The following is a 24,170-nucleotide window of genomic DNA, read 5'->3' as shown; positions in this document are numbered from 1 at the left end:
GCAGGCAGAGCACGAAAGGGTCAAGTGGATGGGGCTGAGGACCACTCCTCACCGGTGTCGCGCCAGGATGAGCGAGGCGTCCGGTGCCTTTCAGGTTGGCAGGCTGGAGCCCGCGCCTGCTTTATGGGGTGTGCGTCGCTCACCATGCACCAGGCGTTCCAGGCCTGCGACAGCCACCTGGTTCTTTCCGCGGGAACCGCGCAGGAGACCCTGTTTTCTCAAGCGGCTGATGGTCTCTGTGGTCATCCGGCGGATCATGCGGGCGAGACTGGTAAGGTCGGCCTGGTTCACGTCGAGTTCCAGCCGCTCCAGGCTGCGGTCAACCTGCCTTGATACAGCGGCGCTCACGTTCACCTGCACTGTCCTTCACGTCGCTGAGCCTGCCTTCCTGCTGCTGCCAGGGTGGACCGACCGGCAACGCCAGCACCACGCTCTGGGTGGGCAGCACCTCCTTCCACTCTGCGATGAGTTGCTGATAGGCCTGACCGACCGGGCGGATGTTGCGGTCAAGATCAAACAGACCCAGCGCATTCACCTGCCCGTTATTCTCACGCAGCGCCGTGTCCCAATCCACCTGGTCGGTCAGCGAGTACCACGTGAAGCCCACGATGGGCAAGCCGTCATTACGAACGCGCAACACGTTCGCCCACTGTTTGTGCAGCCAGGTGACTGCTTCCGTGCCCAGCGGTCCTTGCAGCAGGTTCGTTTCGGTGTGCATGACCGGCAGGCGGTAGCGCGCGCAGTACTGACTGGTGATGACCGAATACCCGTAAATCTCACCTGCCCACTCGGTGTGACCGTCCGGGCGTACCAGGTGTTCGTTGGTGGCGTAATAGTCGTTGCCCAGAATGCAGTGATGCTTGAGGTTCTGCTCCAGGAAAAAGTGGTATTCCGCACGCGTCATGCCATGATCGAGCAGGTACTCGTACATGTCGCTACACACCCGGTACCCGTAATTCAGGTCGAGTGAAAGGAAGCGCACGGCGTTCATGAATTCCGCCGGACCGATCGCGGCCGGGTTTTGCGCGTGAAAGTACTCGCTCGACTCACTTTGAATGAAGATGGCATCCGGTCGTACCGTCAGGATTTCACGCATCGCCAGGACGTTCGCCTTCACGATGAACTTGAGGGCCGTGACGAACGCGGCATCACTGCTGAGCTGCTCATTCCACCAGCCGTACTTGGCGCTGAACAACGCGCAGATGTACATCTCATTGACGGGCGTGAACAGCTGCACCCACGGGTAACGAAGCGCGAAGGCCCGCGCGTACTGCTCCGGGAAATCCGGATTCTGGAAGTTGCCCAACCAGTCAGGGACGCCAAAATGGCACAAATCCACGATGGGTGTGATTCGGCGCCGCCGAAGGTCACTGAACGTCTCGTCAGCGAAACTCCAGTCGTACCGGTCCGGTCCAAGCCAGGTGTGATGGATCGGCGGCCCGTAGCGCAGGAAGTCGATGCCGAGTTCCTGCACAAGCTCGAAATCCCGACGCCACAACTCGTAATGACGGCATCTCTCCATCTCATCCATGCGCACTCTGCCACCCTGGATGGTCGGGTAGGAATTCTCGATTCCGGTCGCGAACATGAAGTAGTTCATTCAGACGCACCCGCCCGGAGGGCTTGCGACAGCACAAGACGGTGCTGGCGTCTCCCGTTCATGAGGCGTTGTCCTGCGGCTTCTGAGCGCTCAACTCACGACGCTCCACGCGCAGAATCACATTACGGCCATGTTCTTCTTGCACCCAACCCACGGGAATCAGAAAGGTTTCACCGCAGGCCCCTGCAGCACAGCGCCCCACGACTTCCAGCCACTGAATCCGCCACGAACCAGCGTGCAGGTACACTTCACCGATCACTCCCAGCTCAGCGCCCGCGCGGTCGTACACCCGACGAAACAGCCAGTTCAGAAGGGGCGCCGCGTGCTCGATGGTGCAGGCACTCAACGCCAGCAGGCCCTTGGGAAGGCGAGGAGCGTCCAGCCGCACCACCCTCGGGGGCGCCTGACTGCTGCCTTTCTGCACTTCGTTCCTCACCTGGCCTTCTCGGCTCATACCGCTGCTCACGAGCCACCACCCCGTTCCTTATTCATGAGCGTCGAAGAGCTGGAAGCAGGCTTCCGTCGCGATACCGAAGACCAGGTGCCCTGCCAGTCCGCGCGCGTGCGCCTGCCAGGGAAACGCCTGCGGTGGCTTGGTCAGTCCAAGCGCAGCGCTTCCCACCTCGTCCACCGAAAGCCAGAACACCGCGCCGAACAGCAGTCCTTTCGACCAGCCGGCCAGCGGAACGGCGTCACGCATCACCCCGTACGCCGCGCCGGCTCCCAGGCTGAGCGCCCAGTGAATCGCGGAGCCGTACTGCTGCCGCTGATCTTCGTCGAGTTCCCGGCCCGTCAGTTCCGCGACTTTTTCTGCTGCGACGCCGTACGCCATCTTTCCATCCCGTGCTGCGTCTTCCCGCTCACGGGCCTGCTGGTCTTCGTGCTCATACAAATAGGACGTGACTTTCCCCATCACCCACGCCGCCGCTGCGCCGGCGAGCGCACCCAGGGCCGCTTCGACCAGCACGTTACGCTCCTTGATCATCCGTATCCCTTGTCCTTTCCTCAGCTGCGCTCAAAGCGCACCTTGCCGTCCGAGTTCCTGAAGTCTTTCGCCCATCCGGCACGCGAGCGCCTGAATGGTCAGAGACGGGTTCACCCCGCCACCAGTCGAGAACAGCGCGCCGTCACACACCCACAGATTCGGAATGTCCCATGTTCGACCGTCCGCGTTCACCACGCTGTTCGCTGGTGATGAGCCCATCCGGCAGCCTCCCATCAGGTGAGCGGTGCCGTCCTCGCTCCACACGTTCGATCCACCTGCGGCGGAAAGCGTCTGCCGCATGAAATTCACCGCGTGCCGTGTGAGCTTGCGGTCGTTGTCTGAATACGAGAACGTGACTTTCGGGATGCGCAGGCCGTACTGGTCCACCTCATCCACCACCTCCACGCGGTTCGTGTCCTGCGGCTCGACTTCCCCGACGATCTTCAGGCCCGCCATGTGGTTGTACTTCGTCATCTCCTGACGCAACGCCATGCCCCACAAACCACGATTCGCGGTGACGCTGTGCGCCCAGTCCACTGGCAGAGGTCCCTGGCTGAGAAAGCAGTACCCTCCCGGGAAGTCCTTGCCTTCATCGGTGTAGTTCCAGTGCTCGGTGACGGCCATGCCGGGAGGGCCTTTGTACCAGCGGATTTCCTCGGGCATGGTACCCCACACCGCGTGGTTGCTGTGAACCATCAAACCCTTCCCGACCAGGCCACTGCTGTTGGCCAGTCCATCCGGGAAGTCACTCGTGGCCGAGTTCAGCAGCAGACGTGGCGTCTCGATGCTGTACGCGGCCAGCACCACGTTCCGGGCGCGTTGGTGTCGCCACTCCCCTGAGCGGTGATACTGCACTCCAGTGGCGCGCCCGCCTTGCATCTCGATCCGCCCGACCATCGCGAGGTCACGAATTTCCGCTCCGGCCTCAACGGCCCGGGGAATCCAGGTGACGAGGGCGGACTGCTTGGCGTTGGTGGAGCAGCCGTGCTTGCAGAACCCGCGGTACACGCAGGGGTGCGCCTCCCCGTGCGGGGCGGACAGTGTCGCGAGCGGCGTGGGTGCCCAGGCGATGCCCATGGCTTTCGCACCCCTGGCGAGCACCAGACCCGACGCGTTCACCTCGTGTGGGCGGTACGGGTACGCTCCGCGTTTCGGACCCCACGGGTACCGCACCGGCCCGCTGATTTTCAGCGCGGCCTCCACCTCACGGTAATAGGGCTCCAACTGCTCGTACGTCAAGGGCCAGTCATGACCGTACCCGCGCCGCGTGCGTGACTGGAACCATTCAGGTCGCCAGCGCAACGAGACCATCGTGAAGTGCACGGTGCTTCCCCCGACGCTTTTGCCACTGTTGTTGCTGCCCAACTCGATCGGGTCGTTCCCGCTGGTCAGGCGCTTGTCCGTCCAGAAGAGCTTACGCTGAGATTCTTCATCCGAAGCGAACTCCTCCAGTGGCCGCCAGTACGGTCCCGCGTCGAACGCCACGACCGTGAACCCCACCTCGGCCAGCTTGCACGCGAGCGTCCCCCCACCGGCGCCCGTCCCGACCACCACGAAATCAACCTCTTCATCCTCAGCGTACGAGCGCATGGGAATGAACGCGCCACGGCGGAACACATCCGGCGCCTGGCCATTCACCGCTCGTGGACAGTCACTCATGACGCGCCTTCGCTTCCCATGGGTCGCGTTCGTCCGCGCCGAGGCGCACGTACCCTCGTGGCGAGGCGGGACCGCCGAAACCGATCTCGCTCCACGCGGCCGGGTGCGCGTAGTAGATCGTCACTACCGTCCGCACCAGCACGCTGGTGAAGAACGCCTCGGCCGGCAGGTCCTGCCACGCGCCACCTTGAACATGGCCGTGCTGCACTTCGGTCAGGACCGTGTCCTGCTCCTCCGGCGAGAGGAACACGAAATCCTTTCCGTGCCTGCCGTGGCTGGTCTCGTTGATGCCACGCAGGCCCAACCGCCAGGCTTCCCGTGGAGGTGGCATGTCTGGCTGGCGGTACCCGTCCCACTCGTCCTCGTGCAACTTCCGGTCAATCCATGGGGTAATCGGCACGGGTTGCTGCGGCCGGTCGGGTTGCGGTATTAAGCGTCCGCAGATGGCTTCAAGCGTCACCCACTCGTACTTCGTGAGGTAAAGCCGCTTTGGAACGCTGTTGAGTCGCTGCGAGAGCACCTTGCGGGTCTGATCGTTCCATGACACGCTGTTCCACTTGTCCAGCACGTTGTACCCCACGTACGGACTGGTGAACTCACCGTTCATGCTCATCTCCTTTCAGGAGAGACAGGGCTGCGAGGCCGGCGAGCGCCATGCCCGTGAAGGACGGAGGCGCAGGCACCGGGGGGCCTTGCAGCATCTGGCTCCAGTTGCGCCAGCCGCCCATGTTCCGCTGAACGCCGTACGCGTGAAAGCCCATTCCGGCAAAACCCAGAACGGCGGTCGATTGAAGCAAGACCCGCGCGGCGGATGCCCGGGCGGGGTGCATTGCGGACAGCATCAACGCGGACGCAGCGAGGGGTGGGATGCTCACCGGCAGGTACATGAAAGGATCGTGGAACGCTCCGCGGAAGTGCAGTAATCCCGCTTCTGCCGCCGTACCCATCAGGCCGACGGCCGCACCGACAGCCGTGAGGCGGCCCAAGCGTCCGTCAAGTCGACCGCTGTTTCTGGCCACGGCATTGCTGGCCAGTCCAGCCAGCCCTGCAAACGTCAGGCCGAGCGGCGCGCCGATGGGCGCGCCGTAAAAGGCGTTCAGCCAGCTCAGGCCCCCTTCGCGCTTCACGACGTTGAAGGTGTGAAAGCCCGCGCCGACCAGTCCGGTGACGATGGCGCAAGCGAACACCGGCGCGCGGGCCGCCGACTTCTTGCCACGGAGACCCTCGATACCGGCGAGGAGCGTCAGTGCGGATACGGTCGGCGCGACGTACATCACGCGGTTGCGAAACCCCCCGCGGTAATGCTCCATAGTGCTGTCTGCCAGGATGCTGAATGCCAGCGTTGTCGCGGCGGCAGAGAAGTGCCTGGAAACGCGGTTGGCGCCTGGCCCTTCCTGATTGAGGCTCCGCATGATCAACAGGCCGGCGAGGCCTCCGGTGGCGCCGAAGGTCAATGCGCGCAGCAACACCCCTCGCTTGCGCGCCGTGTGTGCTTCGTGTGGAGCGGGACGCGGGCCAGGACTGGTCTGGAGGTTCGGTCGGGCGTATGGGTCATGACCGCACCCCGGGTCGGTCTCCAGTTCCGTGCGGATTACTTCGTCATGCTTCACCCATCACCTCCTTGGCGAATCGGCATGGGCATCGTGCTGATGCACCAGGAACCGTCGCACGTGGCGTTCCTTGAGGCTCAGCCCATGGCCGGGCTGCGAGAGATCCGGACTCAGCGCGCCATCCAGCGGTGTTCGTACACCGTCGAAGAGCAGCTGCTCAATGCGGACGTGATCATGAAAGTACTCCAGGTGCCGCAGGCCTGGAAGTGCGGTGCACACGTGAAGGCTCAGGGCGGGCGCGGTGTGCGCGGACAGCGGCGTGTTGTGGGCAAAGCAGAGCGCCCCCACCCGCAGGAATTCCGTGATGCCCGCGACTCGGGTCACGTCGGCCTGAAGCACGTCCACCGCACCGGCGGCGAGCATGTCCCGGAAGTAGAAGACGCTGTACCCATACTCGCCCGCGCTGATGTCCATGCCCGCAGGCGCGCGGTCGCGGAGCAGCCGCAAACCCTCCCGGTCATCGGACGACACCGGCTCCTCGAACCAGGTGACGCCCAGCTGCGCGAATTCCTGCGCGAACCGCAACGCCTGTTTGCGGTCGTACGCACCGTTGGCGTCCACGAACAGTTCCGTGTCTTCCCCGATCGCGTCACGGGCCAGTCGCACGCGCCTCAGGTCTTCACTCGGACTGCGGCCTATTTTGATTTTCACTCGCTTGAGGCCCTGTTCCACCCAGCCAGCGAGCTGTCGTTGCAAGCGATCCTCGCTGTATGACGTGAATCCGCCGCTTCCGTACACGGCGACTGTCTCCTGTGCGCGTCCGAGCAGCTGCGCGAGTGGCACGTTCAGCAGGCGCGCCTTGAGGTCCCACAAGGCGGTGTCCACCGCGGCCATCGCCATGGACGCCACGCCAGGCCGGCCGATGTTGCGCACCTGGCGCAGCATCGCCTGCCACGTACCAGGAACGTCGAGTGCGTCACGGGCCAGGACCACCTCGCACAAGTGATGTCGAATCAGGTTCGCCGCCGCCTCTGGCGCGTAGGTGAACCCCAGGCCCCACACCGCACCGGAGCGGACCCGGACCACCACCAGCGTCGTCGAGTCCCACGCGAAGGTCCCGTCGGATTCGGGTTCGTCGGTCGGGACCTCGTACACGCAGACGCGGAGTTCGTGGATGCCCGTGCCTGAGTACATGATATTCACTCCTTGCCGCGGGGCAGAATGTTCGCGAAGGCGTCCTTGGCCGTCTGTACCGCGAAGTGCACCGCGTTCGGGTCACCTGCGCGGGCGGCGGACATGAAGTTCATGGCCTGCTCGAACGTGATGTGCGGAGGGAGGGTCGGTACTTCCGGATCGGTGATGGCTTCAAGCACCACCGGCCGGTCCGACGCGAACGCCTGCGCCCACGCGTCCTCCAGCTGATCCGGGTGATCCACCCGAATGCCGCGCAAACCCAGCATCTCCGCGTACCGGGCGTACGGGAAGTCCGGGACATTCTGCGACGCCTCGAATTTTGGGTTGCCTTCCATCGCGCGCATCTCCCACGTCACCTGGTTCAGGTCTCCGTTATGCAAGACCATCACAATCAGGCGTGGGTCACGCCACTCCCGCCAGTACTTCGAAATGGTGATCAAACCGTTGATGCCCAGCATCTGCATCGCGCCGTCTCCTACGCAGGCGATCACCGCGCGTTCGGGGTAGGCGAACTTCGCGGCGGTCGCGTAGGGCACGCCGGGGCACATGGTCGCGAGGTTCCCGGAGAGGGAGGCCAGCATGCCGTGGCGGATCTTGAGGTCACGCGCGAACCAGTTGGCGCTCGACCCGGAGTCGGCGGCGATGATGCAGTGATCGGGAAGTTGCTTTGATAGTTCCCAGAACACCCTTTGCGGGTTGATGGGATTTGCGTTTTGCATGGCGCGCGCTTCGAGCACCTCCCACCAGTCACGCACGTTCGCTTCGATGCGTTCACGCCAAGCGCGGTCCGCTTTGCGTTTCAGGCGGGGAATCAGGGCGCGTAGCGTCTCCGCGCTGTCTCCGGTGAGGTTCACTTCCATCGGATAGCGGATGGAAAGCATTTTCGCGTCGAGGTCGATCTGCACGCCACGCGCCTGCCCTTCTTCGGGCAGGAACTCGGAGTACGGGAAGCGCGACCCGACCATCAAGAGGGTGTCGCACTCCATCATCATGTCCCAGCTGGGTTTGGTGCCCAGCAGGCCGATGGAGCCCGTCACGAACGGCAGGTCGTCCGGCAGGGCGGCTTTGCCGAGCAGGGCCTTCGCGACGCCCGCGCCCAGCAGTTCCGCCACTTCAATGACTTCCTCCGCGGCGTTCAACGCGCCGGCCCCAACGAGCATCGCGACGCGCTCCCCGGAGTTCAGCACGTCCGCGGCGCGGTCGAGGTCGAAGTCCATGGGAATGACCCGCGGCGCGGAGTACCCGACGCCCGAATGGATGGTGCCGTGCTTGCGTGGCGGCGTCTCCACCGCGTCTTCTTCCTGCACGTCATTCGGGATGATGATGCAAGTGACCGTGCGTTCCGCGCTGGCGATGCGCATCGCGCGGTCCACCAGGTGCCGCATCTGCGCGGGTGAAGCGGCCTGCTGCACGTACTCGTGCGCGACGTCCTTGAACAGGGAGACCAGGTCCACTTCCTGCTGGTACTCTCCTCCGAGCGCGCTGCGAGCCTGCTGCCCGACGATCGCCACGACCGGCTGGTGGTCGAGTTTCGCGTCGTACAAACCGTTGAGCAGGTGAATCGCGCCCGGTCCGCTGGTCGCGAGGCACACCCCGACCTCGCCGGTGAATTTCGCGTGCGCGCACGCCATGAACGCTGCTTCCTCCTCGTGCCGTGCCTGCACGAACTCGAACTGATCGCCGGCACGGTCGAGCGCGCCGAGAATCCCGTTGATGCCGTCACCTGGAAAGCCGTAGATGCGACGCACATCCCACTCGGCGAGGCGTTGCAGCATGAAATCCGCGGTGGTCTTGGTCATGGTGTTCCTCCTGTTGAGGTGATGGGAATGCGCGGAGCGCCCCGGACAGCGCGTACTGAATCAAAAGCGCGTTGCTCTGCTGGTGAAGCGTCCGGGTTCGTCCGGGTTGTCCGGAAGGTGGCGCGTTACCCGGGGTGTGCTCGTGGCGTGCTGAGTTGCCGGTAGGCGGCACCGAACACCACGCCGTACACGACGTGCGTCGCCGTCTGCACCAGCATTCCCTTGGGTGACAACGCGAATGGCGACAACCAGAGTGGGAAGAGGGTGGGCAGCAACCAGAATCCGAAGAAGAACAGCACCGCGGCGGTGACGAGGCCCAGCGCCACGGGTGAAATGGTCAGGTGCGCGGAGAGCCAGGCGAAGACCAAACCGACCGCCGCGGACATCACGAGGTGCAGAAATAACCCCAGCAATACGTCGTTGCCAGCGAACCCTGCGGGTTCCAGCGCGTCCGGACCCACCATGAACACCGCGGGTACGCGGACGACCATCCACGGGCTGTTCCCCTGGAGTGCTGACGCGAGCGCGTTAATGAGGATGAACGCCGTTTCCGCGCTGAGCGATGCCAACAGACCGGCCGTATACCGGGGTTGGTGAAGCGCAGGGCGACTTTTGGCGGTGCTCACGAGGCCTCCGGTACGGTCACGCCGAAAACGGGGGAAGGTTACGCTCGACTGGAAGGGCGCGGCGCTCGCGGCTGAAGGCCGCACCTCAAGAGGTTGTCGCTGGAACGAGCGTCCCCGGCACTCAGTAGGAGTTGCGCCTCAGGCTGGACTGGTACGCCCATGCAGCGATCACGCCGAATACGACATGTGAGAAAATGGAAATCCAGTTGCGGGCCATGGCGAACCAGGGGAACACGGCGGTCATGCCGTAGAAGTTCACCAGGTACAGCAGCAATCCGAACACGGCGCCGACGAGGAGGGCCGCGCCGGCACTCATCCGCTCGATGACCCAGGCCAGCACCAGTGCGAACACCACCGAGAGGAGGAAATGTACGCCCATCGCCGTCATCACAATGCCGAAATCGAAGGTGGCGGGAGGTGGGAGGACACCTTGGCCCAGCGCGATCGCCGCGATCATGCGGGGTGGTCCCCAGGCGCTCCCGCCACCCACGGTCGCGACGAGGAGCATTTCGAGGACCATGAAGATCGCGCCGGCGATCAGCCCGGCGATCACCGCGGCCTTGACGTTCAGCTTGAGTCCGCTTGTGGTTTGGTGGCGTTCCATGACGTTCTCCTTCCATCAACCTTCCGGTTGGCGTTGTTGGCTCTCTTCCTGCTGAGCATGGTCTGCGACCGTCACCTCCTTTCGTGCGGTGAGATGCTGAGCCGTCGTTCGTCTTTATCCTGAACCGCTGCCGTCTGGCTGCGTGTCGGGCAGGCGACACGCGCACTTCATCCATCGCTCAGGTCACTCCCTCCTTCTGGAATTGGCCTGCCATCATCAGGAAGAAGGCGCGGTGCTCATCCCGCACCGGGAAACGCGTACAACCAGCCCAGCACCATCCCGAACAGCAGGTGGCCGATCAGGAACATCAGCACCGCCCCTGGCCGTACCCGCCCGCGAAGACCTTGAGGGCTGGCACCTGGCCGCGCTTGACACACCCGTTCATCGCGTCCATCCCGGGCAGCATCATTCCCCCGATCAGCCAGTGCAGGAGTCCCAACTTCAGTCCCGTTTCAATGGGGCGCGGCACGGCTTCCTGGTCCAGTGCTTTCGCGTACGGGATGGCGATCAACGCGGACAGCAGCAGGTGCATGCCCATCCCGGCCGCCTTGGTACTCATTCCTTGTGTCGTTCCAGTCAGCATGCTGCCTTCGTAGGTGGGCATGCTCAAACGACTGACGCCCAGGCGGTGCATCATCGCCCACGCGCCGATTGCCGCAGCGCCTTTCAGCCCTGATGTCATGGCCTGTTTGGTGTTCATGCGTCCTCCTGAGATCCCTATGAGTGTGCAGTCGCTTCACGCGTATCCGCGTGAAGCAGGTCGGGTTCACTCCGTCTGCGGCTTGCAGTGTGTTCGAGCAGATCCTGGCTCGCCTGCTTCGCTCGTCACGGCATGCTCCGCCTAACCTGACGTCTGCTGGCACCATGCAGCCCGGAGGCCGAATTCACTCGCGGAACTGGCCACCGGGTACAGTGAATTCACGAAGGATGGCGAACGGATCCCGTCTCTGGTTATTTGGTCTTGGTGACTTTCCAGATGACCCCTGTGCCGGCCTTGTAGCTGTAGGGGGGTTTGCCTTTCTCGGTCAGGCTCATGTCGATGGTCACGACACCGTAGTCCACGATGTACATTGCGCCGTCCGGGCCGAACTTCACGTCAAAGGGGCGTTCGAGGCCTCGTCCTTCGGCATTCTGAACGGACGCAGGTCCGGCTTTCTGGTTGCTCACGAAAGGCGTGACGTGACCGGTGGAGGGATCCACGCGCGCGATGCGGAAGCCGGCAGGCTGGTCTCGCAGCGGGTTGGTGGGTGGGGTGAGGTCCCCCCATTCCGCAACAAAGACGTGCCCGGCGAACTCGTTCCAGGAAGCGGGCGCGACGTCGAGCAGCGAGGGTGAGGAGTTGAAGGGGTGCTTGCCGAGCAGCAGGTTCTTGTCGGGCGCGGTCAGACCGCTCGCGGCATGATCAATCAAGAACCCGAGGTTCTTGCCTTGCGAGACGCCGCCAATGAAGACTTCTGCCTGGAATTTGTCGTCCACTTCGAACCTGGGGTCGGTGAGGGGTTCGAGCGCTGCGGAGAAGTCCGGCACGCCGTACCAGGCGCCGGGCTTCACGCGGTACGTGGGGTCGAATTCATCCTGGACGGGTCGTGCGCCACGAATGTCGTACCCGTTCTGAGCGGCGTACATGTCCCCGGTAGTTTTGTTCCAGGCGATGCCGATCAGATTGCGAAAGCCCCAGGCATACGGGGTGAGGGTCGCTTCGGCGTTGTTGGGATCGAAGACCAGGATGGAGCCGCCGCATTTGTTGGTGCCTTTGATGACCTGGCCGGGGGTGGTTTCAGTGCCAAAAGGCACGTACGCGCCGGTCATAACCATGTCGTCGGGGTTGTCTTTGGTGCGGAAGTCCGGAGTCCTGAAGTTCCGGCCTGTCAGCACGATGTCCTGGCAGGCTGTGGGGCGCAGGGTCGGGTTCGCCATGACCCACGGGGCGACGCTGGCGTCGATGACACCGGCGTTCCCGGCGAGGCCGACCGCCACGTACATCCTTCCGTCCGGACCGACTTTGATGTCATTGATCTGGTGTTCCGCCTGACTGTCGATGATGCCTTTGAAGACCTGGGTCACCGCTCCGTCCATGGTGGCTTTGGAGACGGCGCCGGTCAGGTCACCCTGCGCGCGGTGCGTGAAGTAGAAGGCTCCATTGTGAAAGGTCAGGCCCACGACGGACGCGAAGACGCCTTGATCGCTGAGCGTCACGACCGGCGTGGTTTTGCCGGCTTCGACCCGCAGGATTCGGGAGGGGGCGAGTTGTTCGGGGTTGAGGCCACCGCCAGCTTCCGCGACGTACATCTTGCCGGTGTTGTCCCAGGTGAGCGCGGTGGGGTACGTGAGGTTGCCGACGACTTTCTCGACTTTGTATCCCTGCGGGACGCTGAAGACGGTTGCAGGCTCGGTTTTCGCGGGAGCGCAGCCGGTGAGTGCGGCGCCGGTCAGCAGACTCCAGCTGAGGAGCAGGGCGTTCGTTCTGGTCATGGTCATCCTCCGTCGACTTGGGTGAGAAGCTTACCCGGTGTGCTCCTGGGCCTGCTGCGGGGTCAGCGTGCGTGAGGTCAATGGCGAGGAGCGGCTGGCGGGTTTGTCCACCTTTAGCGTGTGCGTAGAGATGGCGCTGTTGTGTCGCCTGGGAGACATCACACTGAGATATAAGAGAGCCTCAAAGACCGATGAGAAAGCGTCAGCCTGGCAACATGCGAATACGACAGCAGTGACCACGACTGCACGTAAAGCAGATGAAAGCGCCGTGAGCCAAAACTCTGGGCAGACTGCGACTCCGCAGTTCTGCATGCCCGCATCTGCTACAACCAAAAGAATGAACAGCGCATGGTTCGTGCGGGACACCGACCTGCTCCTGCGCCTGCGACCCGAGGACGTCAACACCCTTCAGCAGATCTGCCCCTACCACACCTACCAGGCTGGTGACGTCCTGTACCGTCAAGGCGAGCAGGCCACACACCTGCATATCATCCTGGAAGGTCACGTGAAGCTCTGCATGATAGGCGCCGACATGCAGCAGCACGTTCTCGCGACCCTCGGCGAAAACGACTTCGTCGGTGAATCCTTCCTCAGCGCCAACGCCCGCTACCGCGCGGAGGCCATCGTCACCAGTGACCGCGCCGTCACCTGTCCCATCACCCGAGACGACTACCTGCAACTCGCCTTTCGCGCGCCACGCGTCGTCCTCAGCTTCACGGAAGTGCTCGCCAGTCACCTCGCGTCCTGTCACGACCGTCTGGGAGTCACTGCCTACCCCCTGCAGGCTCGCGTTGTGCACGCGTTGCTCGAGGAAGCGCAGCGGTTCGGACGGGACGCGGGCGGCGCCTGGGTGACGCTGGAGCGCAGCCTTTACCATGACGAGCTCGCTGCCCGCGTGAACGCCACGCGCGTCAGCGTCACAGAAGTCATCTCCAATCTGCGCCAGTTAGGACTGATCCAGGGCACGCGAGGCCAATACCAGGTCGACGTGAAAGGTCTCGCTGCCCTGCCACAAGGGCAGTCAAGGACCGCCATCACGAGGGAAACGGCCTTGAGCAAACGGCGCTCCTGAGCGTACTGAGGCATTCCGGACTGAGAAGCCGATCAGACTCACCGACCCGGCCGCGCATACAATAAAGTCATCATGAACGTCAATGAGAAGCTGCTCACACTGCTCGCCACGAGCGCGCAGGCTGCACGGGCCCCTCATGTCTGGACGGTCATCCAGCCCAACTGGGGTGAACCCCTGTCGGGCGAGAACCGTCAGCTGGTCCACACCATCTGCCCACCCCAGCCGTTCAAACGCGGCGAATACGTGTTTCGGCGAGGCGACCCGGCGCAACACGTGCGCATCATCCTGCAGGGACTGGTGAAGCTGAGCGTGTGCGACGGGAATGGCGAAGACCAGACGCTGCTGCTCTGCGGACCGGGGGACATCATCGGCGAGAACTACCTGATCGACGCGACGTGCTGCGAAGCGGACGCGCTTTGCCTCAGTGACACGCTGATGTGCCTCATCACCCATGAAAAGTTTCTGGAAATGGTGGCCTGCGTACCCGAGGCGATACTGAGATTCGCGGCGGTGCTCGCTAAACACAACGCGGACCTGCAACAGCGACTGCGCGAAACAGCACACTGCGCCACCACTCGCGTGGCGTGGACCTTCGTGGATCTCGCCCGGCGTTTCGGCACTCCCGGACACAGCGGCCTGTACCGGCTGCGCCTGGGCGTGAGTCAGGCGGACATTGCCGGTCTGGCGAACACGACCCGCGTCACGACCACCGAGGTGATCAGCCAGTTGCGCGAGCAGAATTTGCTCCATGGCACGCGGGGACGATACCTGGTGGACGTGACGGGTCTGGAGCAGCTGCTTCACGGAGCACCGCTCGAAACGAATGAAACAAGGCCCGTTACTTCCCTGCCTACCTGACAATCCCGGGAAGATAGAAAAAGCGAGTGGCTGTTCAGTAGCGTCGAGCCAGACCAGCAGAAACAGCGTCTCATCCTGCATGAAGCTCAAGTGACGTTGAGGACGAATGAAGTGCGGACCGAAGAAATCGAATAGACATCTGCCCAGGCGCCGCTCGCCTCAATCGCTCGCGCACCGAGAAGTGAGCAATACCACCCTGCGGGCGGTGCTCGCGAGGACGACTTCACTCCAGCTTGGCGAGTTTCTGCGCCGCAGTAATAACGTTCTGCAGCATCTGCGGGTACGGACCGATCAACGCGAAGCGATTACGGCTGCGCGCCAGCAGACCGGCAAGCTGGTCTAGTTCGAGTTTCACGCTCTCCGCTTCACTGACGCGCGTGACATTGCTTTTCCGCGTCGTGTGGCCGGTGAAGGGACCACCGAGCGGCCTGTCGGGTTTCGCATGATCTCCGCTCTCTACCTGGGGTGGTTTAAGGAAGGTGCTATCAACCGCAAAGTGAATTTCTTCACTTACTTCGATCACTTCCAGTCCTCACCACCCGAGCTGAGGAGCGAATGATGCGCGCAGAAGCTCACCCTTCCACACGCACCACCCGGTACCCCCTCTGCCCCTCGGCCCAGCCGAACCGCGATGCACTCGCCGACATAGCGACCGTACAATTCCAATCCCAACTGAACCAGCGCGTTCCCGGCGCCCTCACCGTTGAGGACGCGCCACTTGGACCGCGTCTCACGACCGCGCAATTCGTGGGCGTGTTTCGCCTGGCTGGCCCTGCTGCGCTCTTTGCTGCTCGACGCGGGCGTCACCCCACTCAACCAGCGTCTTGCACGAACCCCCGACTTCAAGCTAAACCGCCTGCATTCCCGCTACCAACCCGCCCTGGACCTCGCGTGGCTGGTACTCGATGGTCTCGGCCCGCTGCAAGACGTGGGTGACCTGCCCGCCCAGACGTTCACCTTCAACATGGACCGTCTGTTCGAAAAGTACCTCGCTTCCGAACAGATGGTCCGTGTCTTCTTCTTATCGTTTCCGGGCAGCTGCTGTTCCACGTGCCTTGGGCCTCTTTTGCTCAGCAGCCTGGCTTCCGTGGCACGCGCCCAGGTCGTCCACGAGTCCCGTCAAATGCAACAGCTTGAACGTCATGATGGACAAGAGGGCAAGTTGCACGAGCGGCGTGACGCCCGCGTTCAGCAGCGGGAGGCGTGGCATGCGTGGCCCGTACGCCCAGAATTCACGCCGAACGGCGATGACCTCTGTCACGACCGCGACAAGGAGCCCGACGATCGCCGCGACTGTCCACGTGGACCGCGAGGGACGCGTGAACCACTGCGGGTCACGCCGCGCCCGCACCAGCCCCAGGTACAGCAGCGTCGTGAAGGATGCGTCGCCCAGCGTGCCGAGCAGGCAGGCCGGCAGGTGCGACCAGAAGGACCGGTACGGGTGGTACAGGGGCGCTTGGACGTTCTCCCACACGAGATTGAGCACGAATGACACCGCGAACACACGGCGTGCGGTGCGGCGGGTAATTGCGGTGCCGTTCATGACGTCAGCTGGCTGCGGCGAGCGGCCGCACTGGTGGGAATTCAACGTCGGGTTTCGTGGTGTTGCTGATGTAGTTCGTGAACACGCTCAAAGCGACATGCGCGATGATCTCCAGCACTTCTTGTTCGCTGTAACCGGCGAGCAGCACGGCGCGCAGGTCATCCTCGCGGATCTGCCCGCGTTCCAGCGTCACGATGCGCGCGAATTGAAGGGCTGCCTTGGTTTTCGCGTCGCCGGAGTCCGCCTGGTAGTTCGCCTGCAGTTCACTCTCGTCAATCCCAGCGCGTTTCGCGGCGGCGGTGTGCGCGGCGAGGCAGTACCCGCAGTTGTTGAGTTGCGCGACGAGCACCGCGATCTGCTCACGCAGGCGTGGACTGAGCGTCTGGCCGAGCGCGCCGGTGAACTTCAGGTAGGCGTCCAGGACGTTGGGGGAGAGCGCCATCACCTGAAGGATGTTCGGCGTCATGCCCCTCTGGTTCTGAACGGCGTCGAGGAGTTGCTTGGCGCGGCCGGTGGCTTGTTCAGGGGTGACCTGGTCGATTCGGGCCACCAGGGCCTCCTTTGTGGTGCGGTGAGCGACCACCTGGATGGTGGCTGCCTCCAGTTCACGGGATGGTTCACGGGTGTCCGGTCAGGCTTGCTGGACTTCGTAACCCATTTTTTCGAGGCGGGCGCGGACGTCCTCGGGCTTCACCTGGTCCGGGTCGATGGTGACCTTGATGCCCTGGGTTCGGGAGCTGGCCTGCACGTTCTGCACGCCGGGCAGGCGGTGCAGGGCAGTGTCGATGCGTTGTTCGCAGCTCGCGCAGTGGATGGTCTCCTCACCAGTGACTTTGAAGTCGAGTTGCGTCGGCATGTGGGTCCTCCTTCGCGCGGCGGGATTTCCGCCACCTGCATGTTGACGTTACACTCTCCACTCGGACGGAAGGTCAAGGGGCCGCGCGTGAAGCCGAAGAAAGCCTGAAGGACGCCTGAGCCACGCCGGGCATCCCGTCCGCGGCGCGTTCAAGGACGCCTCACACCGCGCTCAGCCAGCCCAGTTCAAGTCCCCGAGCAGTCCCTGAACGGCGTCCGCTACGCGGTCCGGGTGGTCCTCAGGAACGAAGTGCTTGCCTCCTTCGATGCGGTCGAGCGGTGCGCGCAACTCGTAGGCGAGGCGGTACCCGTACCCGATCTCCTGAAACTGATCCGCGGCGCCCCACACCAGGCGCGCGGGTACGCCGAGACGGGGAATCTGGTCGCTGATCTCCAGCGTGTCCCGCACGTTCAGCGACCGCACCTGGCGGATGAACGCCGCTGCTCCCCCGTGCCGCTGGTAATGCGGCCAGTGGTGCTTGAACGCCTCGCGCGCCTTGCTCCCCTGGTCATGACCCATCATCAGGAACGACTGCATGACCAGCTTGAATACCGCGTCCGGCAGGCGCTCGACGACGCCACTCGCCGCCCGCATGGCCTTCACCATCGGGATCGGCCAGGAGTCGTACGAAATGGCGTTCATCAGCACCAGGCCGGCGACCAGGTCCGGGTGACGCACCGCCAGGATCTGCGCGACCCCGCCGCCCAAATCGTGCCCGACCACCACGGCGCGCCCCAGGCCGAGTTCACGCATCCACGACGCGAGGTACTCGGCTTGCCGCGCCACGGAGATGTCACGCCCCTGTCCTTCCGGGATGCTTTCCCCGTACCCGACCATTTCCCACGCCAGGGTCCGCGCGCCGTGAACGCGCGGCATCACGTGGCGCCACAAGCTCGGGTCGGTGGGGATGCCGTGCAGGAAGACCACGGGCTGACCTTGCCCTTGTTCCTCCCAGCGCCTGCGAATGCCGTTCACCGTTGTGACATTGCTTTCCATGATTCCTCCTCGCTCGTGACGGCGTGTGGCGCTGAGTTTCAGTTCGCCTGCCTTATTTGGGGTTCTTCTCGCCCGCCCTGACCGGGAACGGCAACCAGTTCTCGCTTGGTGGCAGCGGGCAGCTCCAGGTGTCCGCGTACGCGCAGTAGGGGTCGTAGGCGAGGTTGAAATCGAGGATCACCCCGTTCCCCTGGACGGCCGCTTCCAGGTACCGCCCGGCGCCATACGTTTCCGGACCGCTGGTCGCGTCGCGAAAGGGCACGAACAGGCGTACGGGCGTCTTGTCGTCGGGGTGCGCGTACAAGTTCAACTCGGCTTCCCCGGCGGGCAGCGTCACTCGCGCCGTGCCGTACAGCCTGAATTCCTGTGTTTCTCCGGTGCTGGTGGTGATCACGGCGCTCTCTCCAGCCGCGCGCTTCAGTGGAGCCACCACGCGGTACGCGGGGTCAGGCGGGTAGTATGACAGGCCCTCAAAGGACGCACGCGCGTCCTGCGGGATCGGGGAGCTGCGGGTGCGGAAGAGATCGTCCTTCTGCTGGCGGTACTTCAGGATCTCGGCGACGTCATCCACGCTTGACCTTCCCGGCGACCATGTGTGACGCCCGGTCAGGCCGCTCGTACGCCAGCGCGCTGACTACGCCGTACACCAAGTGCGCGATGATCGGCATCGGCCACTTTCTCGGTGGTTTCTGCGTAGCGGCTTTGTCCATGCCGGTCGCGGGCATCACACCTTCGAAATTCACGCCCCACACCGCGAGGCCGAACAACGCACCTGCGAGCGGTGCGGGAAGCCCAGGAAGCCGGTTGCGCAGCGAGCCGTACAGGGCGCCTATGCTCGACCCGTACCCAAAATGCACCCCGTAGGATGCTTTCAGTTCCTGATTCTCGTTGAGCGCGTCGGGTCGTCCTGCCTGCCTTTCCATCCACTCGACGACCTTCTTCGGCACGAATTCGTCAGGCCGCATCTCTTTTGGTGCCACCTTGGGACCGACCACGCGCATCAGCATGGTCATGACGACCGTTCCTGCGGCTCCCGCGAGCGCGCCACGGGCAATGCCTGCGGTAACGTTCATGTTTCCTCCTTAAACTTCAACCGTGGTAACGCGTGCCGGTTTTCGCTCCGGCAGGTTGCGCATGACGTCCGGCTCAGCCGCTCGCTGATGGGTTCAGGTGCTGTTCGAGCATCCGGGCAATCGCGGCTTTCGGGTGCGCGCCAACCATGCTGTCAACCGATTGGCCGTTCTTGAGGAGCAGCAGGGTGGGAATGCTCTGAATGCGGAACTGCGCGGCGAGTTCGGGATTCTCGTCGACGTTGACTTTCGCGACCTTCACCCGGCCAGCGTACGCAGTGCCGAGTTCCTCCACCACCGGGCCCACCACGCGGCACGGACCGCACCAGGGCGCCCAGAAGTCCACCAGGGTGAGGCCGCTGGCTGTGGCTTCGCTGAAGGTTTCGTCGGTCAGCGGGGTCGTCGTGGGATTCATGTCATACCTCCTTGTGGGAGCACTTCATAAGGACCAGGGTTGTTTCAGGGGCAGGTCAACGTGAGGGACTCCCGGTGTGTTCCGCCTGTTGGCAGGGACCTTAAAGGATTTCAGACGTTACAGCAACCAGTACACGAACGTCTCCTGGAGTCCGGCGCTGAGCATCACGATGCCCGCCAGGTACGTTCCCGCGCGGTTCCATGAGCGCCAGCCGCGCAGGTACCGTTTACACCGGCTGGCCTCGCCGTCCTCCCGGGAAAGAGACCACAGGGACGCCAGTCCCAGCAGTGGCACGCTCATACCGAGCGCGAACACCGCCGGGTACAGCGAACCGAACGGCGATGTGGCTGCCAGCGGCAACGTCAGCCCGAAAAACAGGAAAAACAAGGTCGGGCAGAACGCCAGGCTGAGCGCTACGCTCAGCGCGTACGCGCCCAGGAACCCGCCGCGCGCCTCCCCGAGCGCCTGCATTTTGCTGCTGAGCTTCACGCCCAGCGCGAAGTGCAGGCGAATCACCCCGAGGATCACCAGGCCGACCAGCAGCATCATCGGTCCCAGCACCCGCCGTAAACCGAGCAGGAATTCTCCTGGCGCTTGAACTGGCCCGGACACACAAGCGCGACGATCAGGCCAAGCAGCACGAACAGCGTGACGCGGCCCAGCAGGAACGCTCCCGCGCGCCGCGTCACGCTGCCGGGCTGCGGGTCGTGGACGACGAACGCCAGCGAAGCCGCGCCCGACGAGAGCTGGCAGGGCGCGGTGGCGGCCAGCAAGCCCAGCAGGAACGGTGCTACGAACGGGAACGCCGAGTACGCCTGCTGCTGTACGGGCTCCACGAGGTTCGCGAACAGCTGGCCGTACCAGTGTTGCGATCCTAGCACCACCTCGCGCACGACGGGATACACGCTTCCCCAGTTGAACACCAGCAGCACCGCGAGTAACGCGATGAAGCCCCAGGCGAGGTGAGAGGACTTGAGCACAGGGGAGGGGCGGGAAGTGGGTTCACTCATAGACGTTCGGCCGTTGCCTTTCTGCCTTCATCATTTGGACTTGACTTTGACGGTGTAGTGAATGGTCTGCGCGTGGATTTTCCCGTCACGGATCAGATATGAGTCGGCGCCGTCATCCACGAACGCGTGCTCGCTGTCCGCCTTCCACTCCAGCAGGCCCATCTCACCTTCCACCAGCACCGTCGTGTACTCGAAGCGTGGGTTCGGCAGCTCTTTGAACAGCCGCTCGGCGAGTTGCCTCAAGCCGTCATGCCCGTGGTACACGCCATCCGCGATCAGGACGACCAGGTTCTGGGAGTAGTTTCTCTTCAGGTCGTTCTCGACGGTCCCTTCCCTGGATTCACGCAGGTGGTCGTCGAGCACTTCCCGGGCGCTTCGCGTGGACTCGGTCATGGTTCACCTTAAGTACCTCCCGGTTAAGTTTTAGGTGTTCTTCCTAAAACTTAACCCGACCGGAGGGAGCAGGGACAGCGTAGCTCCCGCTGGAATTGGAGAGCTGAAGTGAAGCGGAAGATCGGAAATGCAAGCGGGAGCTACTTAGCGGTGCCCGCCCTGTGGCCAGGTGACAAACGGCGTGTTCACCACGATGCCCGTGCGTTTGAGGGTGACTTCTCCACGCTGGGCGTCCTGCTGGACTGCCTCAGCGGACTTCAGCACGCGCGCCCGGCCCGGGTTCTTCCAGGTGACCTGGTTCAGGGCGCGCAGCGGTGAGTAGCCTTTCTCGCCCGGGGGCCGGTCGAACACGTCCGGCTGAAAGCCGAGAGGCCCGCCGCCCTTCAGGCCGTTGGTGAACACGTAGAGGTCGGCGAGGGCTTCCTTGGGAACTTTTGCGAGGGCCGGGACGACCAGCACTGGGGAGCCCATCATGCTGGTGAGCATCTCCGCGACCTGCGGGTCGGACGTTTCGGTGTGCAGGAAGAAAATCTTCTCGCCTGCCGCGTACCCCTGCACGGGTGGGATGGTGTGCTCGCTGGTGGTCATGCCGCCCATGTCCCCCATGCCGCCTTGCGCGGCCGCGGGGTTGAGCGCGAGGTACGCGAGGACGAAGCCCGCCATGAGAACGGCAACGATGGTGGTGACGATCAGGTTACGCGCCATGAGCTTTCCTTTCAGAGTGTGATGGCCGGGGAGAGGAATTCCTTCGCTTTGGGAGCAATCTCCCGCCGAAAGAGTTGAGGAGGACGGTGCTGACACTGGCGAGCATCGCCGCCATGGCCCAGGCGGGGTGTACCAGGCCGGTCATCGCGAGCGGCACGCCAATTCCGTTGAACAGGAAGGCCAGGGTGAGGTTCTGCACCGTTTTGCGGAAGGACGCGCGGCCGATGTGATAAGCGTCCACGACGGCGGTGAGGCGCTCACCGATCAACACGACGTCCGCGGACTCGATGGCAATGTCGGTGCCGGCGCCAGTCGCGATGCCGACATCCGCCTGCATCAGGGCGGGCGCGTCGTTGATGCCGTCGCCCACCATGGCGACGCGGTGCCCCTGGCGTTGCAGTTCTCGCACGGCGTCCGCTTTGTCCTGCGGGAGGACTTCCGCCTGGAACTCCTGAATGCCGACCTGCTCGGCGACGGCTCGGGCGGTGAGGTGGTTGTCACCGGTGATCATGATGGGTGCGAGCCCTGCGTCGTACAGGCGCTCGATGGCCTCATGCGCGTCGGGCTTGATCTGGTCGGCGATGGCGATCAGCGCTTCGGGCTGCCCGTTCACTTCCAGGGCGATAACGGTCTTCGCTCGGGCTTGCAGTGCCTCGATGGTGGACGTGGCCCGCTCCAGCGCGCCGCCCTCCCCGACGAAGCGGGGACTGCCAACGCGGACCCGCTGCCCGTTCATGGTGCCGGTGACGCCCTTGCCCGCGACGGAATGGAAGTCCTGCACGGGGGGAAGTTCGGTGTGCTCCGCTTCCGCAGCGTTCACGACGGCGCGGGCGAGGGGATGCTCGGACGAGCTTTCCAGCGCCGCGGCGAAACGCAGGATGTCGGCGCGGTCGAACTTGCCGAGCGGCACGACGTCCACCACGGCGGGCTGGCCGAGCGTGATGGTGCCGGTCTTGTCGAGCACGACGCGCTTCACGTCCTTGAGCGCCTGGAAGGCTTCGGCGGAGCGCATCAGGATGCCCCGCTCGGCGGCCATGCCGCCCCCGCGGATCATCGCGAGTGGCGTCGCCATGCCGAGCGCGCAGGGGTACCCCATCACCAGCACCGCGAGGGCCGCGAAGATCGCGCGCGTCCACAAGGGTTCGCCCGCGAACAGCCAGGCTCCGGCGGACCAGATGACGAACGCCAGCAGGGAGAGGCTCAGCACGACGGGGACGTACACGACCAGGATGCGGTCGACCAGCGCGAGGATGGCGGGCTTGAGGGCGCGGGCTTCCTCGACCTGCCGCGCGACCTGCTGCAAGAAACTCTCTGCGCCGACCCGCGTGACGCGCACCAGCAGCGCGCCCGACTGGTTGATCGACCCGCCGATCACTTCATCACCGGGGCGTTTCTCGACGGGAATACTCTCACCGGTGACGAGGCTCTGGTCGACGCCGGACGCGCCCTCAGTGATGACGCCGTCGACGGGAATGCTTTCGCCGGGCCTCACGCGGACGCGTTCGTCCGGGCGGACGTCCGCGAGGGGCACTTCGACTTCTCGTCCGTCGCGGATGACGCGCGCGGTGGGCGGGACGAGCGCCAGCAATTGACGGACCGCTTGCGACGCGCGGGTGCGGACGCGCAGGGACACGTAACCGGACAGCAGGTGATAGGTGGTGATGAACACCGCGACCCCGAAGAAGTCGACGAGGGGGAAGTTCGGGATGAGGTACCCGAGGAAGCCGCCGGTCAGGCCGGCGAAGGCGCCGAATTCCAGCAGTACGTGCTGGTTGAGGATGCCGCGCCGGATGCTCGCCCAGGCCATGGTGAGGATGTGCCAGCCAGGTCCGAACACCGTGGCGAGCGCCAGGGTCGGCATCAGCCAGTACATGAACGTGACGAGTTCCGGGGTCATCGGCATGCCCATGAAGCGGCCCATCACTGCGATCAGGGAGAGGATGGTGAACACCGCGGCGAGCAGCAGGTTGTTGCGTTCGGCGCGGATTTCTGCTTCCTCTTCCTCGATGGTGCGCACCTGCTGGGCGTCCCGGACGGTGTAGCCGAGGTCGAGCAGCGTCTCCTTGAGGGTTTCGGGGGTGACCTGGCCGGGGCGGTACTCGATCAGGGCTTCCTCGTGCGCGAGGTTCACGTTGACGTCCTGCACGCCGTCCATGCGGCCGACCGCCTTGGTGATGCTGCTGACGCAGAAGGAGCAGCTCATCCCGCCGATCTTGAGTTGCAGTTTCTCGGTGTCGTGCTGATGCGCGAACGCGTCCGGTTCGTTGGTTCGTGCGTTCCGGTTGGGGCCGGGGGGGGCGGCCATGTGCTGCGCTCCTGGGTGACGTCGTATCCCATGCGTTCCAGCCGTTCGCGGACGTCTTCCGGGGTGGCTTGGGTGGGGTCGTGGGTGACGTTCACTTGTTGCGTCTGGGTGTTGGCGAAGACTTTCTCCACGCCGGGCAGCCGGTGCAGGGCGGTGTCGATGCGCTGCACGCAGCCGGCGCAGTGGATGGTCTGTTCGCCGGTGATGTTGAAGGTCAGTTTCTCCGACATGGTTCCTCCTTGCCGGGGTGTGGCCCAGCACGTCACCCTTACGGTAGAACCTCCTCTCGACTGGAACTTCAAGTGCCTGAGGAACGATTCGCCGAGCGAGCCGTCATTTCAAGGGCAGTGCGAACATGAGAGGTAAGCCGCAGTGAACGGTGAAGCCCGGTGAAATTGACTCTCCATTCGAGTGGAACGTGTAGCTTGAGCATGGCCACCTGCACGTTCACTGGAAGG

29 protein-coding genes and 1 pseudogene are annotated in these 24,170 nt (G+C 64.0%); 3 read left to right on the top strand and 27 right to left on the bottom strand.

What is annotated here, in order from left to right; all coding sequences use genetic code 11:
* Positions 1 to 90: 90 nt before the first annotated feature.
* From DEIPE_RS19005 to DEIPE_RS18945, 13 genes are all read right to left on the bottom strand, one after another.
* A complete protein-coding gene (locus tag DEIPE_RS19005) occupies positions 91 to 348 on the bottom strand; it encodes a cyclic nucleotide-binding domain-containing protein (RefSeq protein WP_157449087.1) in 258 nt (85 codons plus the stop codon).
* Positions 320 to 1,600, bottom strand: a complete 1,281-nt coding sequence (locus DEIPE_RS19000; protein ID WP_015231212.1) for a glycoside hydrolase family 1 protein — start codon at positions 1,598 to 1,600, stop codon at positions 320 to 322. The genes DEIPE_RS19005 and DEIPE_RS19000 overlap by 29 nt, the downstream gene beginning before the upstream one ends.
* 58 nt (positions 1,601 to 1,658) lie before the next feature.
* Complete coding sequence (locus DEIPE_RS18995; RefSeq protein ID WP_157449086.1) at positions 1,659 to 2,036, bottom strand: PRC-barrel domain-containing protein; 378 nt, start codon at positions 2,034 to 2,036, stop codon at positions 1,659 to 1,661.
* A gap of 48 nt (positions 2,037 to 2,084) precedes the next feature.
* Complete coding sequence (locus tag DEIPE_RS18990) at positions 2,085 to 2,585, bottom strand: DUF1440 domain-containing protein (protein ID WP_015231210.1); 501 nt, start codon at positions 2,583 to 2,585, stop codon at positions 2,085 to 2,087.
* Between the two features lie 30 nt (positions 2,586 to 2,615).
* On the bottom strand, positions 2,616 to 4,244 hold the full coding sequence (locus DEIPE_RS18985; protein ID WP_015231209.1) for a GMC family oxidoreductase: 1,629 nt from the start codon (positions 4,242 to 4,244) through the stop codon (positions 2,616 to 2,618).
* Positions 4,237 to 4,851: a gluconate 2-dehydrogenase subunit 3 family protein gene (locus tag DEIPE_RS18980; protein ID WP_015231208.1), complete on the bottom strand. Its 615-nt coding sequence runs from the start codon at positions 4,849 to 4,851 to the stop codon at positions 4,237 to 4,239. Before DEIPE_RS18980 ends, DEIPE_RS18985 begins: the two co-directional genes overlap by 8 nt.
* Positions 4,841 to 5,854 (bottom strand): hypothetical protein, encoded by a 1,014-nt coding sequence (locus DEIPE_RS18975; RefSeq protein WP_015231207.1) that lies wholly within the window; start codon positions 5,852 to 5,854, stop codon positions 4,841 to 4,843. The genes DEIPE_RS18980 and DEIPE_RS18975 overlap by 11 nt, the downstream gene beginning before the upstream one ends.
* Positions 5,855 to 5,857: 3 nt before the next feature.
* Positions 5,858 to 6,988 (bottom strand): enolase C-terminal domain-like protein, encoded by a 1,131-nt coding sequence (locus tag DEIPE_RS18970; protein ID WP_015231206.1) that lies wholly within the window; start codon positions 6,986 to 6,988, stop codon positions 5,858 to 5,860.
* A gap of 5 nt (positions 6,989 to 6,993) precedes the next feature.
* Positions 6,994 to 8,787, bottom strand: a complete 1,794-nt coding sequence (locus DEIPE_RS18965) for a thiamine pyrophosphate-requiring protein (protein ID WP_015231205.1) — start codon at positions 8,785 to 8,787, stop codon at positions 6,994 to 6,996.
* Between the two features lie 125 nt (positions 8,788 to 8,912).
* Positions 8,913 to 9,413, bottom strand: coding sequence for a hypothetical protein (locus DEIPE_RS18960; protein ID WP_015231204.1), 501 nt, complete (start codon positions 9,411 to 9,413; stop codon positions 8,913 to 8,915).
* A 121-nt stretch (positions 9,414 to 9,534) separates the two neighbouring features.
* Positions 9,535 to 10,017, bottom strand: coding sequence for a hypothetical protein (locus DEIPE_RS18955; protein WP_015231203.1), 483 nt, complete (start codon positions 10,015 to 10,017; stop codon positions 9,535 to 9,537).
* A gap of 307 nt (positions 10,018 to 10,324) precedes the next feature.
* Positions 10,325 to 10,717, bottom strand: a complete 393-nt coding sequence (locus tag DEIPE_RS18950; RefSeq protein WP_015231202.1) for a hypothetical protein — start codon at positions 10,715 to 10,717, stop codon at positions 10,325 to 10,327.
* Between the two features lie 251 nt (positions 10,718 to 10,968).
* Positions 10,969 to 12,489 carry a PQQ-dependent sugar dehydrogenase gene (locus tag DEIPE_RS18945; RefSeq protein ID WP_015231201.1) on the bottom strand — a complete coding sequence of 507 codons (1,521 nt, stop codon included), beginning with the start codon at positions 12,487 to 12,489 and terminating at the stop codon, positions 10,969 to 10,971.
* A 337-nt stretch (positions 12,490 to 12,826) separates the two neighbouring features.
* Between DEIPE_RS18945 and DEIPE_RS18940 the strand changes: the two genes are divergently transcribed.
* Together DEIPE_RS18940 and DEIPE_RS22595 are read left to right on the top strand one after the other, a co-directional pair.
* Entirely contained in the window at positions 12,827 to 13,561 is a 735-nt protein-coding gene (locus tag DEIPE_RS18940; RefSeq protein ID WP_015231200.1) for a Crp/Fnr family transcriptional regulator, read from the top strand.
* Between the two features lie 72 nt (positions 13,562 to 13,633).
* Entirely contained in the window at positions 13,634 to 14,419 is a 786-nt protein-coding gene (locus DEIPE_RS22595) for a Crp/Fnr family transcriptional regulator (protein WP_015231199.1), read from the top strand.
* Positions 14,420 to 14,642: 223 nt separating this feature from the next.
* Here the strand turns inward: DEIPE_RS22595 and DEIPE_RS18930 are convergent, their stop codons facing one another.
* A complete protein-coding gene (locus DEIPE_RS18930; protein WP_015231197.1) occupies positions 14,643 to 14,942 on the bottom strand; it encodes a hypothetical protein in 300 nt (99 codons plus the stop codon).
* Between the two features lie 180 nt (positions 14,943 to 15,122).
* Here DEIPE_RS18930 and DEIPE_RS25570 point away from each other — a divergent pair.
* Positions 15,123 to 15,401: pseudogene (locus tag DEIPE_RS25570) on the top strand (hypothetical protein); the annotation flags it as partial.
* A gap of 39 nt (positions 15,402 to 15,440) precedes the next feature.
* On the opposite strand, the gene DEIPE_RS23300 reads toward DEIPE_RS25570, so the two are convergent.
* From DEIPE_RS23300 to DEIPE_RS18870, 13 genes are all read right to left on the bottom strand, one after another.
* Positions 15,441 to 15,962 (bottom strand): hypothetical protein, encoded by a 522-nt coding sequence (locus DEIPE_RS23300; RefSeq protein ID WP_015231196.1) that lies wholly within the window; start codon positions 15,960 to 15,962, stop codon positions 15,441 to 15,443.
* Between the two features lie 4 nt (positions 15,963 to 15,966).
* On the bottom strand, positions 15,967 to 16,512 hold the full coding sequence (locus DEIPE_RS18920) for a carboxymuconolactone decarboxylase family protein (RefSeq protein ID WP_015231195.1): 546 nt from the start codon (positions 16,510 to 16,512) through the stop codon (positions 15,967 to 15,969).
* An 81-nt stretch (positions 16,513 to 16,593) separates the two neighbouring features.
* Positions 16,594 to 16,818, bottom strand: coding sequence for a cation transporter (locus DEIPE_RS18915; protein ID WP_015231194.1), 225 nt, complete (start codon positions 16,816 to 16,818; stop codon positions 16,594 to 16,596).
* A gap of 171 nt (positions 16,819 to 16,989) precedes the next feature.
* On the bottom strand, positions 16,990 to 17,814 hold the full coding sequence (locus tag DEIPE_RS18910; RefSeq protein ID WP_015231193.1) for an alpha/beta fold hydrolase: 825 nt from the start codon (positions 17,812 to 17,814) through the stop codon (positions 16,990 to 16,992).
* A gap of 52 nt (positions 17,815 to 17,866) precedes the next feature.
* Positions 17,867 to 18,385: a DUF1684 domain-containing protein gene (locus DEIPE_RS18905; protein ID WP_015231192.1), complete on the bottom strand. Its 519-nt coding sequence runs from the start codon at positions 18,383 to 18,385 to the stop codon at positions 17,867 to 17,869.
* A complete protein-coding gene (locus DEIPE_RS22590) occupies positions 18,378 to 18,887 on the bottom strand; it encodes a DUF6789 family protein (protein WP_015231191.1) in 510 nt (169 codons plus the stop codon). The genes DEIPE_RS18905 and DEIPE_RS22590 overlap by 8 nt, the downstream gene beginning before the upstream one ends.
* Before the next feature lie 73 nt (positions 18,888 to 18,960).
* The gene (gene trxA / locus DEIPE_RS18895; RefSeq protein ID WP_015231190.1) at positions 18,961 to 19,299 is read right to left on the bottom strand and encodes a thioredoxin; all 339 of its coding nucleotides are present in this window, start codon (positions 19,297 to 19,299) and stop codon (positions 18,961 to 18,963) included.
* Positions 19,300 to 19,416: 117 nt separating this feature from the next.
* On the bottom strand, positions 19,417 to 19,848 hold the full coding sequence (locus tag DEIPE_RS22585) for a hypothetical protein (protein WP_015231189.1): 432 nt from the start codon (positions 19,846 to 19,848) through the stop codon (positions 19,417 to 19,419).
* The gene (locus tag DEIPE_RS22580; RefSeq protein ID WP_015231188.1) at positions 19,845 to 20,309 is read right to left on the bottom strand and encodes a hypothetical protein; all 465 of its coding nucleotides are present in this window, start codon (positions 20,307 to 20,309) and stop codon (positions 19,845 to 19,847) included. The genes DEIPE_RS22585 and DEIPE_RS22580 overlap by 4 nt, the downstream gene beginning before the upstream one ends.
* A 30-nt stretch (positions 20,310 to 20,339) precedes the next feature.
* On the bottom strand, positions 20,340 to 20,702 hold the full coding sequence (locus DEIPE_RS18885; RefSeq protein WP_015231187.1) for a nuclear transport factor 2 family protein: 363 nt from the start codon (positions 20,700 to 20,702) through the stop codon (positions 20,340 to 20,342).
* A 144-nt stretch (positions 20,703 to 20,846) separates the two neighbouring features.
* Complete coding sequence (locus DEIPE_RS18880) at positions 20,847 to 21,407, bottom strand: DUF7482 domain-containing protein (RefSeq protein WP_015231186.1); 561 nt, start codon at positions 21,405 to 21,407, stop codon at positions 20,847 to 20,849.
* Entirely contained in the window at positions 21,397 to 23,712 is a 2,316-nt protein-coding gene (locus tag DEIPE_RS18875; RefSeq protein WP_157449084.1) for a heavy metal translocating P-type ATPase, read from the bottom strand. Before DEIPE_RS18875 ends, DEIPE_RS18880 begins: the two co-directional genes overlap by 11 nt.
* Complete coding sequence (locus DEIPE_RS18870; RefSeq protein ID WP_015231184.1) at positions 23,607 to 23,942, bottom strand: heavy-metal-associated domain-containing protein; 336 nt, start codon at positions 23,940 to 23,942, stop codon at positions 23,607 to 23,609. Before DEIPE_RS18870 ends, DEIPE_RS18875 begins: the two co-directional genes overlap by 106 nt.
* Between the last annotated feature and the right edge of the window lie 228 nt (positions 23,943 to 24,170).

Origin of the sequence: Deinococcus peraridilitoris DSM 19664 (assembly GCF_000317835.1) — a bacterium.
Classification (GTDB): domain Bacteria; phylum Deinococcota; class Deinococci; order Deinococcales; family Deinococcaceae; genus Deinococcus_A; species Deinococcus_A peraridilitoris.
This window is presented reverse-complemented; position numbering and strand designations above follow the sequence as displayed.